Genomic DNA, 15,196 nt, shown 5'->3' with positions numbered 1-15,196 from the left:
GGGCACGGGGGAAGTCTCGCACAACCCGCCCCCCGCACCCCCTCCCGTCTCACGATGCGAAAACCCGCCGCTCAGACGGTCGGCTCCGGCCTGCTCACACCTCGTGCAGGCCCTGCTCGCCGACCCGGGTGGCGAACGAGGCAGCGGTGCGCACCGGCGCTCCCGGCTCGGTGACGACGGCGACCGTGCGGAAGTCCGCCCGCGCCTGCCGCTTGTCCAGCCGCACGGTCACATAGCCCCGGTGCCCGTTGTAGAACTTCATGTGCGGGTTGGCCGCCAGATAGGTCTCCCAGTTGGACGGGCGGTCCTCGCCGTCCATGCCGCTGGTGACGGAGGTGGCCACGATCTCGGTCCCCACCGTGCGGGAGTCCTGGTCGCCGAAATCCCGCTTGATGTCGTAGGCGTACCCCTTGTGCACGTCCCCGGTGAGCACCATCAGATTCTCCACTCCGGCCGCCTCGGCACCCGCCAGCAGCCGGTCGCGGGAGGCCGGGGCGCCGTCCCAGGCGTCCATGCTGACCTTGTAGGCCGAGGTGCTGTTGCTGCGCCGCTCGGAGAAGGTGACCTGCTGCGGAACGAGGTTCCAGACGGTGTCCGAGCTGCGCCAGCCGTCGAGCAGCCAGCGCTCCTGCGCCGCGCCGACCATGGTGCGGGCCGGGTCCGTCGACTCCGGGCCCGGGTGGTGCCATCCGTCGCCGTACGCCTGGTCCGAGCGGTACTGCCGGGTGTCGAGGATGTCGAACTGCGCCAGCCTGCCGAACCGCAGCCTGCGGTAGAGCCGCATGTCCGGGCCCCTGGGCCGCTGCGGCCGGCGCAGCGGCAGGTTCTCCCAGTACGCACGGTAGGCGGCCGCCCGGCGCACCAGGAAGTCCTCCGAGGAGCCGCCGTCCTCGGGGACGTCGTCCGCGTAGTTGTTCTCCGTCTCGTGGTCGTCCCAGGTGACCAGGAACGGGTGCGCCGCGTGTGCTGCCTGCAGGTCGGGGTCCGACTTGTAGAGCGCGTACCGCAGCCGGTACTCCTCCAGCGAGACCGTCTCCCGGTCGAAGCGGGAGGGCAGCTCCCGGTCGGTGTACCCGCGGGCGCCGCCGTGCGCGTCGACGGCGTACTCGTACAGGTAGTCGCCGAGGTGGAAGACCAGGTCCACGTCCTCCTCGGCGAGGTGCCGGTGGGCGGTGAAGTAGCCGTGGTGGTACGCCTGGCAGGAGACGGCGGCCAGCCGGAGCTCGCCGATGTCGGCGCCGGGAGCCGGTGCCGTGCGGGTGCGGCCCACCGGGCTGAGCCACTTCCCCGCCCGGAAGCGGTAGTAGTACACGCGGTCGGCGCCCAGGCCCTCGGCCTCCACGTGCACGGCATGGTTGAGCTCGGGGTGCGCGAGGGCCGTGCCGCGGCGCACGACGCGGCGGAAGCGGCGGTCGTGCGCCAGCTCCCAGCGGACGGGGATCCGCGCCTTCGGCAGGCCGCCGCCGGGCTCGTAGGGCTCGGGCGCGAGGCGCGTCCACAGCACGACGGAGCCGGGCTGCGGGTCGCCGGAGGCGACGCCCAGAGTGAAGGGGTCGGCGCGGACAGCGGTCCGCGCGTCCGCCTCGGCCGCCTGCGCACTGCCGGGCAGGTCGGTGGTGAAGGCGAGCACCGCGGCGGCGCCCGTGACGGTCAGCAAGCGGCGGCGGCCCAGCGCCGCCGCCGCTCGTCTGATCTCCTGCTGGCTGTCCTGATCCTGCTGGGTCGGCTGGGGACGCGGCATCTGGATCTCGGCCCTCCCGGGAGGCGGTCGATGACATCGTCATGACAGCGCTGCCAAAAGGCCCTTCAGCTACGGAAGTTCGACCCCTGCATGTCAGGTACATGTACGTCAGGTCGGTTCCGGGCTTACCGTGACACGCCCCACGATGTCCGCGAGGACCTACCCGTCAGGAACCGAGGGTGTGCATCCAGCCGTGCGTGTCCTCCGCCTGGCCGGTCTGGACCGCCAGCAGCGCCTCCCGGAGCCGCATCGTGATCTCCCCGGCGCCGCCGTCGCCGACCTTCCACTCGCCGCGCGCCGACTTCACCTGACCGACCGGCGTGATCACCGCGGCGGTCCCGCAGGCGAACACCTCGCTGATCGAGCCGTCGGCGTTGCCCGCACGCCACGCGTCGGTCGTCAGCCGCACCTCCCCCGTCGCGTACCCGAGGTCGGCGGCGATCTGCAGCAGCGAGTCGCGGGTGATGCCCGGGAGCAGCGTGCCGGTCAGCTCCGGGGTCACGATCCGCGCGCCGGCGCCGGAGCCCTGGACGAAGTAGAGGTTCATGCCCCCCATCTCCTCGACGTAGCGGCGCTCCACCGCGTCCAGCCAGACCACCTGGTCGCAGCCGTGCTCGGCGGCCTCCGCCTGGGCGACCAGCGAGGCGGCGTAGTTGCCCGCGCACTTGGCCTCGCCCGTGCCGCCCGGCGCCGCACGCACGTACTCCTCGGAGAGCCACACCGAGACGGGCTCGACGCCGCCGGGGAAGTAGGCGCCCGCCGGGGACGCGATGACCATGAACGTGTACCGGTTCGCGGGCCGCACCCCCAGCCCGACCTCGGTGGCGAACAGGAACGGCCGCAGATAGAGGGACGCCTCGCCCCCGCCGGGCACCCACGCGCTGTCCTGACCCACCAGCAGGTCGCACGCCTCGACGAAGGTCTCCACGGGCAACTGGGGCATCGCCAGCCGGCGGGCGCTGCGCTGGAAGCGGCGGGCGTTGGCGTCCGGCCGGAAGACCTTCACCGAGCCGTCGGGCTGCCGGTACGCCTTCAGCCCCTCGAAGATCGACTGCGCGTAGTGCAGCGTCATGTTGGCAGGGTCGATCGACAGCGGAGCGTAGGGCTGCAGACGCGCGTCGTGCCAGCCGCGGTCCTCGGTCCACTCGATGGTCACCATGTGGTCGGTGAAGTACCGCCCGAAACCGGGGTTCGCCAGCACCGCCTCCCGCTCGGCGGCGCCGAGCGGCTCGGCGGTCGGTTCGAGGTCGAATGCGATACGGGGGGTCGTCATGTCCGCGTCCTTAGCTCGTGTCGTTACGGACCTCGCGGCCGGGCTCCCCGCCGGTACGGGCCTCCGGTGCGGCTGCCCTGGCGGCGCAGTCGCTCCGAGCACGCCGCCGCCTCGCCACCGCGCTCCGCGGCGCGGTACCGGGACGCGGGAGCTGCCTCCCGGCGCTGTCCACACACCGATTATCGCGCGTCGGCCGAACACTTTCGGACAGGGGTGCGAGAAGCGCAGAAGGGCGGCCCGTCCCGCCGCGACGGCGGGACGGGCCGGATCAGGGGGCCGGCGGCCTGCGGCAGCACGGGCCCGGAACCCGGAACCCGGCGGTGCCGGCCGCTCCGCCAGGGTCCAGCGGACGGCTCGGCGGTCGGCTCAGCGGGCCACGCGGGCCGCGAGCGCGTCGCCGATCTCGTCGGTGGTGCGGACCGGAGCGGCGTCCCGCTCGGCGAGATCCGCGGTGACGGCCGCCTCGACGCGGGCGGCCTCGGCCTCGTGGCCGAGGTGGCGCAGCAGCAGCGCGACGGACAGCACGGTGGCGGTCGGGTCGGCCTTCCCGCTGCCCGCGATGTCGGGCGCCGACCCGTGCACCGGCTCGAACATGGACGGGAACTGCCGGGTGGGGTTGATGTTCCCCGAGGCCGCGAGCCCGATCCCGCCGCTGACGGCGGCGGCGAGGTCGGTGATGATGTCGCCGAAGAGGTTGTCGGTGACGATCACGTCGAACCGCGCCGGGTCGGTCACCATGAAGATCGTGGCGGCGTCGACGTGCAGATAGTCGGTCGTCACCTCGGGGTACTCGCGCCCGACCCGGTCGAAGGTGTCCTTCCACAGGTGGCCGGCGTGCACCAGCACGTTGTTCTTGTGCACCAGGGTGAGCTTCTTCCGCGGGCGCGCCTGCGCCCGGGCGAACGCGTCGCGCACGACCCGCTCCACACCGAACGCGGTGTTGACGCTGACCTCGTTGGCGACCTCGTGCGGGGTGCCCTTGCGGATGCTGCCGCCGTTGCCCACGTAAGGCCCCTCGGTGCCCTCGCGGACGACGACGAAGTCGATCTCCGGGCGGCCCGCCAGCGGGGACTCGGTGTTCGGGAAGAGCGTGGAGGGGCGCAGGTTGACGAAGTGGTCGAAGGCGAAGCGCAGCTTGAGCAGCAGCCCGCGCTCCAGCACCCCGGAGGGGACGCCGGGGTCGCCGATGGCGCCGAGCAGGATCGCGTCGTGCCCCGCGAGCCGCTCCAGCTCCTCGTCGGTGAGGGTCTCCCCGGTGGCGTGCCAGCGTTTGGCGCCGAGATCGTAGGGATGCGTCTCCAGCGCGACGTCCGGCGGGAGGACGGCGGTGAGGACCTTGAGGCCCTGGGCGACGACCTCCGGGCCGATTCCGTCTCCGGAGATCACTGCGAGGTCGATGGTGCGGTCCGTGCGGGAGGCCGTTCCTGAAGACATGCGCCAGACACTACTCCCCGTCCCAGGCTGTGACATAAAGCTGTCCGTATGACGGACGAGGCCCGCGGTTGCACCGGCGGACGCACGCTGTTCAGCGGCCGTATCCGCCGCTGTCGCCCGCCAGTTGGCCCCCGTGGGGACCTTGGCACCATGGCCGCGAACGACCTGCCCGACCTGGGTGTGCCCGCTCGGCTCGCCGCCCGCCTGAGCATGGCCGAGCAGCACGCCTACCTGCGCGAGAAGCTCGGCCGCCGCGTCCGTCCCGTGCTGCCGGGCGGCCCGACCCGGCGCGGGGTGCTGCGCGGCGGCGGACTGCTGGCGGCGGGCGCCGCGGCGCTGCGCGCGGACGCCGGGGTGCTGCGCGGCGGCGGGAGCACTCCCGGCGGCAGCGCGGCGCTGCTGCCCCGGACCGCCGTGGACGGCGCGCTGGTCGCTCCGTCCGGCCGCCATCTGGCCTTCGGCGCCGACCCGGCGTCGCAGATGCGGATCTCCTGGCAGGTACCGCTCCCGGTCCGGCGCCCCTACCTGCGGGTGGGCACCGCACCGTGGGACCTGGGCGGCAGGGTGGCGGCGGAGGTCCGCGCGCTGCACACCCCCGCGCTGAGCAGCGCGCTGCCGAGTGTCGAGCAGCTCTATCTGCACGTCGGCCTGGAGGGGCTGCGCCCGGGCACGACGTACTACTACGGCGTCGGCCACGACGGCTTCGACCCCGCGGCGCCCGAGCGGTCACACACCGTGGACTCCTTCACCACGGCCCCCGCCGACGGCACCCGGCCCTTCGTCTTCACCGCCTTCGGCGACCAGGGCGTCAGCCCCGAGGCGCGCACCGCCGGCCGGCTCCTGCTCGACCGGGACCCGGCCTTCCATCTGCACGCGGGCGACATCTGCTACGCCGACGGGACCGGGCACGGCGAGGACTCCGACCGCTACGACGCGCGGACGTGGGACCGGTTCCTCGCCCAGATAGAACCGGTGGCCCGCCGGGTGCCGTGGATGGTGACCACCGGCAACCACGACATGGAAGCCTGGTACTCGCCCGACGGCTACGGCGGCCAGACCGCACGCTGGTCACTGCCCGGCGACGGGCCCGACCCGGAGCGGGCGCCCGGGATCTACTCGTTCGTGTACGGGAACGTCGGTGTGGTGGCCCTGGACGCCAACGACGTCTCCTACGAGATCCCGGCCAACCGCGGCTGCACCGGCGGGGCGCAGACGCGGTGGCTGGAGCGGACACTGCAGCGGCTGCGCGCCCGCCGGGGCGTCGACTTCCTGGTCGTCTTCTTCCACCACTGCGCGTACTCGACCGCCACCCACGGCTCGGACGGCGGAGTACGGGAGAGATGGGTGGCGCTGTTCGAACGGCACCACGTCGACCTCGTGGTCAACGGGCACAACCACGTCTACGAGCGCACCGACCCACTGCGCGGCGGCAGGCCCACCCGCGCACTGCGGAGCGGCGGGACGACCGACCCGGTGGCAGACGGGACCGTGTACGTCACGGCGGGCGGGGGCGGGCGCAAGCTGTACGACTTCCGGGCACCGGACAGCCACGAGGGGCAGGTCCGGGAGCGGGACAGCGTCCCGGGAATCCGCTGGACCGGGGAGCGGAGCGCCGAGCGGGACCACGTGGAGTGGTCCCGGGTCCGCTACACCGGGTTCTCTTTCCTGGTCGTGGAATCCCGCCCCGGGCCACGGCCTGCACTCTCGGTGACGGCGCTGGCGCAGTCGGGGCAGCGCATCGACCACTTCGCGGTGCGCCGCCGCTGAGGCTCCCCGCCGCGGCCGGGAGCCGCCCCCGCGGAGCACCGCGGAGCACGGACCCGGCCCGGTCAGCGACCCAACGGCGCTCTCGGCCGTGGCCGCTCGGCGGCGGCCGCTCAGCGGCGGTCGAAAGCCCGCTGGAGGGCCTCGGCTGCCTTGCGGCGGTCCTCGTCGCGGAGGCGGGCCGCCGCGCGGGAGCGGCGGACGCGGGAGGCGGGAACGTGGGTGGCTGTAGGCGTGGCCATAGGAATGCAACTCCTTCTGCACGGCGTGGAACGCAAGACGCGAGGAGAGATCTGCCGGACAGCCAACGGTGCGGGGACAACCGGTGCGGCAGGGATCACCTGCCGGAAACGCACGGTGTCGCACCCGCGAAGCGCTCGGTCGAGCGGGACGATCGGCTCTCTCCAACGATAGGAGCCGGAGCCCGTGATGTCTCGCCAAATAGTTGGGCTTCCTACTATCTGAGACGAGCCCCACACCGGCCGGTCGCGGCGGGCCGGGGAGAGACACGGAGAGAGGGAGGAGAGAGCGGGAAGAGGGGGAAGAGAGGGAAGAGCAGGAAGAGCAGGAAGAGCAGGAAGCGCGGAAAAGGGGCGGGCCCGGCCCCCTCCGTACGGGCGGAGAAGGGGGCCGGGCCCTCGTCGCACAGGGGCCACGGGGGCGTCAGCCCATGTGCGGGTACCGGTAGTCGGTCGGCGCGACCTGGGTCTCCTTGATCGCACGCGGCGAGGACCAGCGGATCAGGTTGAACTTCGAGCCCGCCTTGTCGTTGGTGCCCGAGGCCCGCGCACCGCCGAAGGGCTGCTGGCCGACGATGGAGCCGGTGGGCCGGTCGTTGAGGTAGAAGTTGCCCGCGGCGAACCGCAGCTTCTCCGAGGCGGCGGCCAGCACCGCGCGGTCCTTGGCCAGGACGGCACCGGTCAGCGCGTACGCCGAGGCCGACTCCATCTGGTCCAGCATCGCGTCCCAGTTCTCGTCCTCGTAGACGTGGACCGCGATGATCGGGCCGAAGTACTCGGCCTTGAAGACCTCGTTCTCCGGGTCGGAGCAGACGATGACGGTCGGCGAGACGAAGTAGCCGGTGCTGTCGTCACAGGTCCCGCCGACCAGGATCTCGCAGGACGGATCGGCTGCCGCGCGGTCGATGGCGGCCTTGTTCTTGGCGAAGGCCCGGTCGTCGATGACGGCGCCGATGAAGTGCGACAGGTCCGTCACATCGCCCATGGACAGCCCCCGCACCTCGGTGGCCAGGTCGTCCTTGAAGCCGCTCTCCCACAGGGAGCGGGGCAGGTAGGCGCGGGAGGCGGCGGAGCACTTCTGGCCCTGGTACTCGAAGGCGCCCCGGGTGATGGCGGTCTTGAGCACGGCCGGGTCGGCCGAGGGGTGGGCGACGATGAAGTCCTTGCCGCCGGTCTCGCCGACGATGCGCGGGTAGGACTTGTAGTTCGTGATGTTCTCGCCGACGGACTTCCACAGGTGCTGGAAGGTGGCGGTCGAGCCGGTGAAGTGGACGCCGGCCAGGTCCGGGTGCGGCAGCGCGACCTCGGACACCTCCTTGCCGTCGCCGGTCACCAGATTGATGACGCCCTTGGGCAGCCCGGCCTCCTCCAGCAGCTCCATGAGCAGCACGGCGGAGTGCGTCTGGGTGGGGGACGGCTTCCACACGACCACGTTGCCCATCAGCGCCGGGGCCGTGGGCAGGTTGCCCGCGATCGCGGTGAAGTTGAACGGCGTGATCGCGTAGACGAAGCCCTCCAGCGGGCGGTGGTCCATGCGGTTCCAGATCCCGTTGGGCTGGACCAGCGGCTGCTCGGTCATCAGCTCACGGGCGAAGTGCACGTTGAAGCGCCAGAAGTCGATCAGCTCGCAGGGCGCGTCGATCTCGGCCTGCTGCGCCGTCTTGGACTGGCCCAGCATGGTGGAGGCGGCGATGGTCTCGCGCCAGGGGCCGGAGAGCAGCTCGGCGGCCTTGAGGATGATCGCGGCCCGGTCGTCGAAGGACAGCGCACGCCAGGCCGGGGCCGCGGCGAGCGCCGCGTCGACGGCGTCCTGTGCGTCCTGGCGGGTGGCGGTCGCGTAGGTGCCCAGGACCTTCCGGTGGTTGTGCGGCTGGACGACGTCGACACGCTCGCCGCCGCCCATCCGCTTGACGCCGTCGATCGTCATCGGCAGCTCGCGGGGGCTGTCGCCCAGCTCCTTGAGCTTGGCCTCCAGGCGCGCGCGCTCGGGGCTGCCGGGCGCGTAGGTGTGCACCGGCTCGTTGTACGGGGCGGGGACCTGGGTCACAGCGTCCACGGTTGCTCCTCGGGTCGTGGTTCGGACGGTCGGTGGGGGCGCCGGTCGGGTGCCCGGATGCGGTGTTCTCAGTTGCTGGTGACGAGCGAGCGCAGGAAGAAGCCCATGTTCGCGGGGCGCTCCGCCAGCCGCCGCATGAAGTATCCGTACCAGTCGGTGCCGTACGGAACGTAGACGCGCATCCGGTGCCCGTCCGCGACCAGCCGCTCCTGCTCGGCCGCGCGGATGCCGTAGAGCATCTGGAACTCGTACTCGTCCCGCTTTCGACCGTAACGCTCGGCCAGATTCTGGGCGATGGCCACCATGCGGGGATCGTGGGATCCCACCATCGGGTAGCCGTCACCGGCCATCAGGATCTTCAGACAGCGCACGTACGCCCGGTCGACCTCGTGCTTGTCCTGGTACGCGACCTCGGCGGGCTCCTTGTAGGCACCCTTGACCAGCCGGACCCGGGAGCCCTCACCGGCGAGCGCGTGGCAGTCCTCCTCGGTACGGAAGAGGTACGACTGGACCACGGCACCGGTACCGGGGAAGCGCTCGCGGAGCTGCGCGAGGATCGCGAGCGTCGAGTCGACGGTGGTGTGGTCCTCCATGTCGAGGGTGACCGTCGTCCCGGCGGCGGCAGCGGCCTCGACGACGGGCAGCACGTTGTCGTGCGCCAGGTCGTGCCCGCCCGGGAGCGCCTGGCCGAAGGCGGAGAGCTTGACCGACATCTCGGCCTGCTCCGCGAGCCCGGCGGCGGCCAGCGCGTCGGTCAGCGCGAGGTAGGCGTCGCGGTTACGGAGCGCTTCCGACCGGTCGGTGATGTCCTCGCCCAGGTGGTCGATGGTCACCTGCATGCCGCGCGCGGCCAGCGCCGCGACGGAGTCCAGACACGGATCGAGCCGCTCGCCTGCCACGAACCGGTCCACCATCGGGCGGGTCACCGGAGCGGCCGAGACGAGGCGGCGGATGCTGTCGCTGCGCGCGGCGGCGAGGAGCACGGGTCCCAGCACGGGGCACCTCCACGGAGTCTTCTTGCGGGTGGCTCGATGGCGCACGCGCAGCGGGGGCGTGACGCGGAAGCCACCTAGAAGTTAAGGATCGCTCTACCACGGGGGCCATCGACAGGTGTCACGCGTCCGTGGTCCGGCTCTCAGACAGATGTATGAGAATGGACCGGCGGGACACGCGGCCCGCTGCGGCAGCGCGGCAGGACACGGCCGCGAGGGACAGCCGGCACGGCGCGAGGCACAGGAGGCCACGGCATGCGCGAGGACTACCAGGCGCTGATCGACGAGGTCTCGCAGTTGCTGGGCACCCCGGCCACGCTGGAGAGCCGGGACTTCTCGCTGATCGCCTTCGGGGCGCACGAGGGCGGTGCCGACGGCGACGAGGGGCAGGAGGGCGGCCCCGCGCTGGACCCGGTGCGCACCCGCACCATCCTCCAGCGGCGCTCCACCCCCGCCGTGCGCGCCTTCTTCGAGAGCTACGGCATCGCCCGGGCGAACGGCCCGGTGCGCATCCCTCCCCCGGTCTCCGGCCAGGAGGTGCCGCCGGATCCGGCCGCGGGACTGGTGCACGGCCGGATCTGCCTGCCGGTCCGCGACCGCGGCGTCGTGCACGGCTACATCTGGCTGCTGGACGACGGGGCGCTGGAGCTCACCGACCCGCGGCTGGCCGCGGCCATGGCGGTCGCCGACCGCACCGGCGCCCAGTTGGCCGCGGACTCCCGAGCCGAGGAGCAGACCGGGGGACTGCTGCACGCCGCCCTGGCCGAGCGCGGCGGGGCCGCGCGGGACGAGGCGCTCGCCGGACTGCGGACGGCCCTGGGCGAGACCGCGTCCGGGACGCTGGTGCTGGTGGCGGTGCTGCCCTGGCCCGAGGAGGACGCGACCGCGGTCCGCGGCCCGCTCCCCGCCGCCCTCCCCCGGCTCGCGGCCCAGTGCGTGCGGGACGGGGCACTGGCCGCGCTTGTGCGGCTGCGCACCCCGCACGGCCTGGAGGCGGCCCGGTCGGCGGCAGACCGGCTGCTGCGCGCGCCGGGCCGGGCCGGGAGCACCGACCCGGCGACGGGGGCTCCGGCCCCGGCCGCCGGGCTGAGCAGCCCGCGCAGCGGGCTGGCGGACCTGCCGGCGGCCTGGTACGAGGCCCGCGCCGCGGCGCGGGCCGCGGCGGCCGAACCCCGGCCGGGCGCACTGGCCGAGTGGGACGCCATCGGGCCCTACCGGATGCTCACCGGCATCCCCCGCGCCGCGGGCACCGCTCCCGATCCCGCTGTGCAGGACCTCCTCCGCGCCACCCATCGCGAACTCGCCCGCACCGCGGAGGTCTACCTCGACTGCGCGGGCCAGGCGGGCCGCGCCGCCGCCGCGCTCGGCATCCACCGGCAGACCCTCTACTACCGCCTCTCCCGGGTCGAACGCCTCACCGGCCTGGACCTGGACGAAGGTGAGGACCGCCTGCTGCTGCACATGGCGCTCAAGGCCGCCCGGCTGTGACCGCCTCCGGGATCCGCGACTTCGCCGGTGACGAAGGCGGCTGACCGGCAGCGGATGACCAGAGCCGCGGTCCCGTCGACAACGGCCCCGTCCGGTGGCGGTCTCCACGGGTCGGGTCCGGCACCTGCCGGTTCGACGTCGGACCCGTCTGTGAGCACGTCCGTTGTCAGTGCGGTGCGCTTCACTGTCCGCCATGGAGCTCACGCAATCGGACCTCGACGACCTGCTGGCCCGCCTCGGCCCGCGGGACGGCTGTCTGTACCTGCCCGGCGACCTGGATCCGCAGGACCTGACCGACCTGCTCTGCAGCAGGTACGGCGCCCCGCGCACCCTCGTCCTCGACGGCTTCACCGATCCGACGGTCGACGAGTCCGGGGGCGCGGCTCTCCTCGCCCCCTTCGGGGACCGGGGCGTGACGATACGGGCGTGGGCGTACGGGGATCAGTGGGTCGGCGGGGGTACGGCGGCGGACACAGCGGGGGTCGACTTCACGGCCGGGCGCGGCGGCAGATCCGGCACTCGGGGCAGATCGCGGCCCGGACGACGGAGGGCCGCACGCGGTTCCCGTGCGGCCCCTTCCGTTCTGCCGGCGTGGGCCCCTCGCGGGGCCCCCGCGTCACTCGGTCAGGTTGACCGCCCGGGCGTGGGTGGCGCCCACCTCGTCGGCGATCTCGGAGAGGGCCGCGGCGCCGATGGTGCCGTCGACGGTCAGCGCGACGAGCGCCTCGCCGCCCTCCTCGGCGCGGGAGACCTGCATGCCCGCGATGTTGACGCCCGCCTCGCCCAGGACGCGGCCGACGGTGCCGACGACGCCGGGCCGGTCGCTGTAGCGCAGGAACGCCATGTGATCGGCGACCGCGAGGTCCACACCGTGCTCATTGATGGCGACGAGCTTCTGGAGGTGCTTGGGGCCGGACAGCGTGCCGGACGCCGAGACCTCCTCGCCCCCGGCGAGGGTGCCCCGCACGGTCACCACGTTGCGGTGCTCGGCGGACTCGCTGGAGGTGGTCAGCCGCACCTCGACCCCGCGCTCCTGGGCGAACAGCGGCGCGTTGACGTAGCTGACCGTGTCGTCCACCACGTCCTCGAACACGCCCTTGAGCGCGGACAGCTCCAGCACCTTGACATCGTGCTGGGTGATCTCGCCGTACACCTCGACGTCCAGGCGGACGGCGACCTCGCCGGCCAGTGCGGTGAAGATCCGGCCCAGGTTCTCGGCGAGCGGCAGCGCCGGGCGCACGTCCTCGGCGATCACCCCGCCCTGCACGTTGACCGCGTCCGGCACCAGCTCGCCCGCCAGGGCCAGCCGCACCGACTTGGCGACCGCGATACCGGCCTTCTCCTGCGCCTCACCGGTGGAGGCCCCCAGGTGCGGGGTGCACACGACCTGGTCGAAGGCGAAGAGCGGGGAGTCTGTGCACGGCTCGGAGGCGTACACGTCCAGCCCCGCGCCCGCGACCCGGCCCTCCTTGATCGCCGCCGCCAGCGCCTCCTCGTCGACGATGCCGCCGCGCGCCGCGTTGACCACGCGCACGTTCGGCTTGACCTTGTGCAGCGCCTCGTCCCCGATGAGTCCGAGGGTCTCCGGGGTCTTGGGCAGGTGGACGGTGATGAAGTCCGAGACGGCCAGCAGCTCGTCCAGCGAGAGCAGCTTGACGCCCATCTGCGCGGCCCGGGCCGGCTGCACGAACGGGTCGTAGGCGACGACCTTCATCCCGAAAGCCGACATCCGCTGGGCCACCAGCACGCCGATCCGGCCCAGGCCGACCACGCCGAGCGTCTTCTCGCTCAGCTCCACGCCGGTGTACTTGCTGCGCTTCCACTCGCCGTTCTTGAGCGCCGTGTTGGCCTGCGGAATGTTCCGGGCCGTCGCGATGAGCAGGCCGCAGGCCAGTTCGGCCGCGGTGACGATGTTGGAGGTGGGGGCGTTGACCACCATCACGCCCGCCTTGGTGGCCGCGGGCACGTCCACGTTGTCGAGTCCGACTCCGGCGCGGGCGACCACCTTGAGCTTGTGCGCCGCGGCCACGGCCTCGGCGTCGATCTTGGTGGCGGAGCGGACGAGAACGGCGTCCACATCGGCGAGAGCGGGGAGGAGTTCGCCCCGGTCGGCGCCGTCACACTGCCGGATCTCGAAATCCGGCCCCAGCGCTTCGACGGTCGCGGGCGACAGCTCTTCGGCGATGAGTACTACGGGCTTGCTCACGTGGTCTCCAAATTCTTGGGACGGCGCGTTTCCCTGCGGGGCGGGAGGAGCAGACGCACGACGCTGTGAGCCTGTGGACCCGCAGTCTATCGAGGGCACCACCCCGATGTGGCCGATCGGTCCACACCGCCTGCGGGGCGGGCCTCCGCCCCTGATCGTGCCCTCGGGGCCGCGGAACGGAACACCCGGCGCGTGGGGCGGGACGGGTTCGGGTGGATTCCGGCGGATTCCGGTCCGGGCGCACCCGGCGCCCGCCCGTCGCGCTGCGCGTCCGCGCCCGGGGGTCCGTACGGGCCCCCGGGCGCGGACATGCCCGCCCCGGCCGCGGGTGCGCTCCGGTTCCGCGGAGCCGCGGGCGCGGCCGGGACGGCTGCTCACCGCCGGGCGAGGGTCACTTCTCCTCGTCGACCCAGCTCATCAGGGAGCGCAGGTTCTTGCCCGTGGTGGCCAGCAGGCTGTCCTCGTCGGCCTTCTTGTACTCGTTGTACCGGGGCAGACCGGCGTTGTACTCGGCCATCCAGTTCTTGGCGAAGGAGCCGTCCTGGATGTCGCCGAGGATCTTCTTCATCTCGGCCCGCGTCTGGTCGTTGATCACCCGCGGACCCGAGACGTAGTCGCCCCACTCGGCGGTCTCGGAGACGGACCAGCGCATCTTCTCCAGGCCGCCCTCGTACATGAGGTCCACGATCAGCTTCAGCTCGTGGAGGCACTCGAAGTAGGCGATCTCCGGCTGGTAGCCGGCCTCGACCAGGGTGTCGAAGCCCGCCTTGACCAGTGCGGCCGTACCGCCGCAGAGCACGGCCTGCTCGCCGAAGAGATCGGTCTCGGTCTCCTCGGTGAAGGTGGTCTTGATGACGCCCGCGCGGGTGCCGCCGATGGCCTTGGCGTAGGACAGCGTCAGCGCGAAGGCACCGCCGCTCGCGTCCTGCTCCACGGCCGCGATGCACGGCACGCCGCGGCCCTCCTCGTACTGTCGGCGGACCAGGTGGCCCGGGCCCTTCGGGGCGACCATGCAGACGTCCACCGAGGCCGGGGGCTTGATGAAGTCGTAGCGGATGTTCAGGCCGTGGCCGAAGAAGAGCGCGTCGCCGTCCTCGAGGTGGGGGGCGATGGACTCCTCGTAGACCTTGGCCTGGAGCGGGTCCGGGACCAGGACCATGACCACGTTCGCTTCCCGGACCGCCTCGTCCGGCGTGGTCACCCGCAGGCCCTGCTCCTCGGCCCTGGCCCGCGACTTCGAGCCCTCGTGCAGGCCGACCCGGACGTCGACGCCCGAGTCACGCAGGGACAGCGCGTGGGCGTGGCCCTGGCTGCCGTATCCGAGGACCGCGACCTTGCGGCCCTGGATGATGGACAGATCGGCGTCGTCGTCGTAGAACAGCTCGGCCACTTGGGGTTTCTCCTTGTGCTGATGATGGAAGTGCTGCCCAACCTATGACGGCCGGGCGGGCGGAGGGTTCGGGGGCAGGGTCAGGCCGTGCGCTCCAGCGCACGCAGGCTCCGGTCGGTGATGGAGCGGGCGCCGCGCCCTATGGCGATGGTGCCGGACTGCACCAGTTCCTTGATGCCGTACGGCTCCAGCATCCTCAGCATCGCCTCCAGCTTGTCGGCGCTGCCGGTGGCCTCGATGGTGACGGCCTCCGGGGAGACGTCGACGGTCTTGGCGCGGAAGAGCTGGACGATCTCCACGATCTGGGAGCGGGTCTCACCCTCCGCGCGGACCTTCACCAGGACGAGTTCGCGCTGGACCGCGGAGGCGGGTTCCAGCTCGACGATCTTGAGGACGTTGACCAGCTTGTTGAGCTGCTTGGTGACCTGCTCCAGCGGCAGGTCCTCGACGTTCACCACGATGGTGATGCGCGAGATGTCGGGGTGCTCGGTGACGCCCACCGCGAGCGAGTCGATGTTGAAGCCGCGGCGGGAGAAGAGCGAGGCGATCCTGGCCAGGATGCCGGGGGTGTTCTCCACCAGCACGGAGAGCGTGTGCTTGGACATCGTTCGGT

11 protein-coding genes are annotated in these 15,196 nt (G+C 72.4%); 2 read left to right on the top strand and 9 right to left on the bottom strand.

Annotated features, from left to right (window positions below; all coding sequences use genetic code 11):
* Positions 1-94 precede the first annotated feature (94 nt).
* The 3 genes from BMX65_RS24080 to BMX65_RS24070 all read right to left on the bottom strand — a co-directional run bounded on the left by BMX65_RS24080 (position 95) and on the right by BMX65_RS24070 (position 4,448).
* Complete coding sequence (locus BMX65_RS24080) at positions 95-1,741, bottom strand: alkaline phosphatase D family protein (RefSeq protein WP_075002460.1); 1,647 nt, start codon at positions 1,739-1,741, stop codon at positions 95-97.
* Positions 1,742-1,907: 166 nt separating this feature from the next.
* The gene (locus BMX65_RS24075; RefSeq protein WP_075002459.1) at positions 1,908-3,014 is read right to left on the bottom strand and encodes a branched-chain amino acid aminotransferase; all 1,107 of its coding nucleotides are present in this window, start codon (positions 3,012-3,014) and stop codon (positions 1,908-1,910) included.
* 366 nt (positions 3,015-3,380) lie between these two features.
* The gene (locus BMX65_RS24070; RefSeq protein ID WP_075002458.1) at positions 3,381-4,448 is read right to left on the bottom strand and encodes a 3-isopropylmalate dehydrogenase; all 1,068 of its coding nucleotides are present in this window, start codon (positions 4,446-4,448) and stop codon (positions 3,381-3,383) included.
* A gap of 150 nt (positions 4,449-4,598) precedes the next feature.
* Between BMX65_RS24070 and BMX65_RS24065 the strand changes: the two genes are divergently transcribed.
* Entirely contained in the window at positions 4,599-6,215 is a 1,617-nt protein-coding gene (locus tag BMX65_RS24065) for a purple acid phosphatase family protein (protein WP_075002457.1), read from the top strand.
* A gap of 110 nt (positions 6,216-6,325) precedes the next feature.
* On the opposite strand, the gene BMX65_RS34005 is transcribed toward BMX65_RS24065, so the two are convergent.
* The 3 genes from BMX65_RS34005 to BMX65_RS24055 all read right to left on the bottom strand — a co-directional run bounded on the left by BMX65_RS34005 (position 6,326) and on the right by BMX65_RS24055 (position 9,502).
* Positions 6,326-6,454, bottom strand: coding sequence for a hypothetical protein (locus BMX65_RS34005; RefSeq protein WP_275435231.1), 129 nt, complete (start codon positions 6,452-6,454; stop codon positions 6,326-6,328).
* A 421-nt stretch (positions 6,455-6,875) separates the two neighbouring features.
* The gene (gene pruA / locus BMX65_RS24060; RefSeq protein WP_075002456.1) at positions 6,876-8,507 is read right to left on the bottom strand and encodes an L-glutamate gamma-semialdehyde dehydrogenase; all 1,632 of its coding nucleotides are present in this window, start codon (positions 8,505-8,507) and stop codon (positions 6,876-6,878) included.
* 68 nt (positions 8,508-8,575) lie between these two features.
* Entirely contained in the window at positions 8,576-9,502 is a 927-nt protein-coding gene (locus BMX65_RS24055; protein ID WP_075002455.1) for a proline dehydrogenase family protein, read from the bottom strand.
* A 252-nt stretch (positions 9,503-9,754) separates the two neighbouring features.
* Between BMX65_RS24055 and BMX65_RS24050 the strand changes: the two genes are divergently transcribed.
* Positions 9,755-10,987 (top strand): PucR family transcriptional regulator, encoded by a 1,233-nt coding sequence (locus BMX65_RS24050; protein WP_107437562.1) that lies wholly within the window; start codon positions 9,755-9,757, stop codon positions 10,985-10,987.
* 616 nt (positions 10,988-11,603) lie between these two features.
* On the opposite strand, the gene serA is transcribed toward BMX65_RS24050, so the two are convergent.
* The 3 genes from serA to ilvN all read right to left on the bottom strand — a co-directional run bounded on the left by serA (position 11,604) and on the right by ilvN (position 15,188).
* Entirely contained in the window at positions 11,604-13,193 is a 1,590-nt protein-coding gene (serA, locus tag BMX65_RS24040; RefSeq protein WP_075002453.1) for a phosphoglycerate dehydrogenase, read from the bottom strand.
* Between the two features lie 391 nt (positions 13,194-13,584).
* Positions 13,585-14,583 (bottom strand): ketol-acid reductoisomerase, encoded by a 999-nt coding sequence (ilvC, locus tag BMX65_RS24035; protein ID WP_075002452.1) that lies wholly within the window; start codon positions 14,581-14,583, stop codon positions 13,585-13,587.
* A gap of 80 nt (positions 14,584-14,663) precedes the next feature.
* Positions 14,664-15,188, bottom strand: coding sequence for an acetolactate synthase small subunit (ilvN, locus tag BMX65_RS24030; RefSeq protein WP_019355759.1), 525 nt, complete (start codon positions 15,186-15,188; stop codon positions 14,664-14,666).
* Positions 15,189-15,196 lie beyond the last annotated feature (8 nt).

Source organism: Streptomyces qinglanensis (genome assembly GCF_900111245.1).
GTDB lineage: Bacteria > Actinomycetota > Actinomycetes > Streptomycetales > Streptomycetaceae > Streptomyces > Streptomyces qinglanensis.
Note: the sequence above shows the minus strand (reverse complement) of the source record. Positions and strands in the feature narration are given on the sequence as shown.

Coding starts and splice junctions, on each gene's coding strand:
- BMX65_RS24065 (WP_075002457.1), top strand. CDS start 4,599: ATGGCCGCGAACGACCTGCCCGACCTGGGTGTGCCCGCTCGGCTCGCC.
- BMX65_RS24070 (WP_075002458.1), bottom strand. CDS start 4,448: ATGTCTTCAGGAACGGCCTCCCGCACGGACCGCACCATCGACCTCGCA.
- BMX65_RS24075 (WP_075002459.1), bottom strand. CDS start 3,014: ATGACGACCCCCCGTATCGCATTCGACCTCGAACCGACCGCCGAGCCG.
- BMX65_RS34005 (WP_275435231.1), bottom strand. CDS start 6,454: ATGGCCACGCCTACAGCCACCCACGTTCCCGCCTCCCGCGTCCGCCGC.
- ilvN (WP_019355759.1), bottom strand. CDS start 15,188: ATGTCCAAGCACACGCTCTCCGTGCTGGTGGAGAACACCCCCGGCATC.
- BMX65_RS24050 (WP_107437562.1), top strand. CDS start 9,755: ATGCGCGAGGACTACCAGGCGCTGATCGACGAGGTCTCGCAGTTGCTG.
- BMX65_RS24080 (WP_075002460.1), bottom strand. CDS start 1,741: ATGCCGCGTCCCCAGCCGACCCAGCAGGATCAGGACAGCCAGCAGGAG.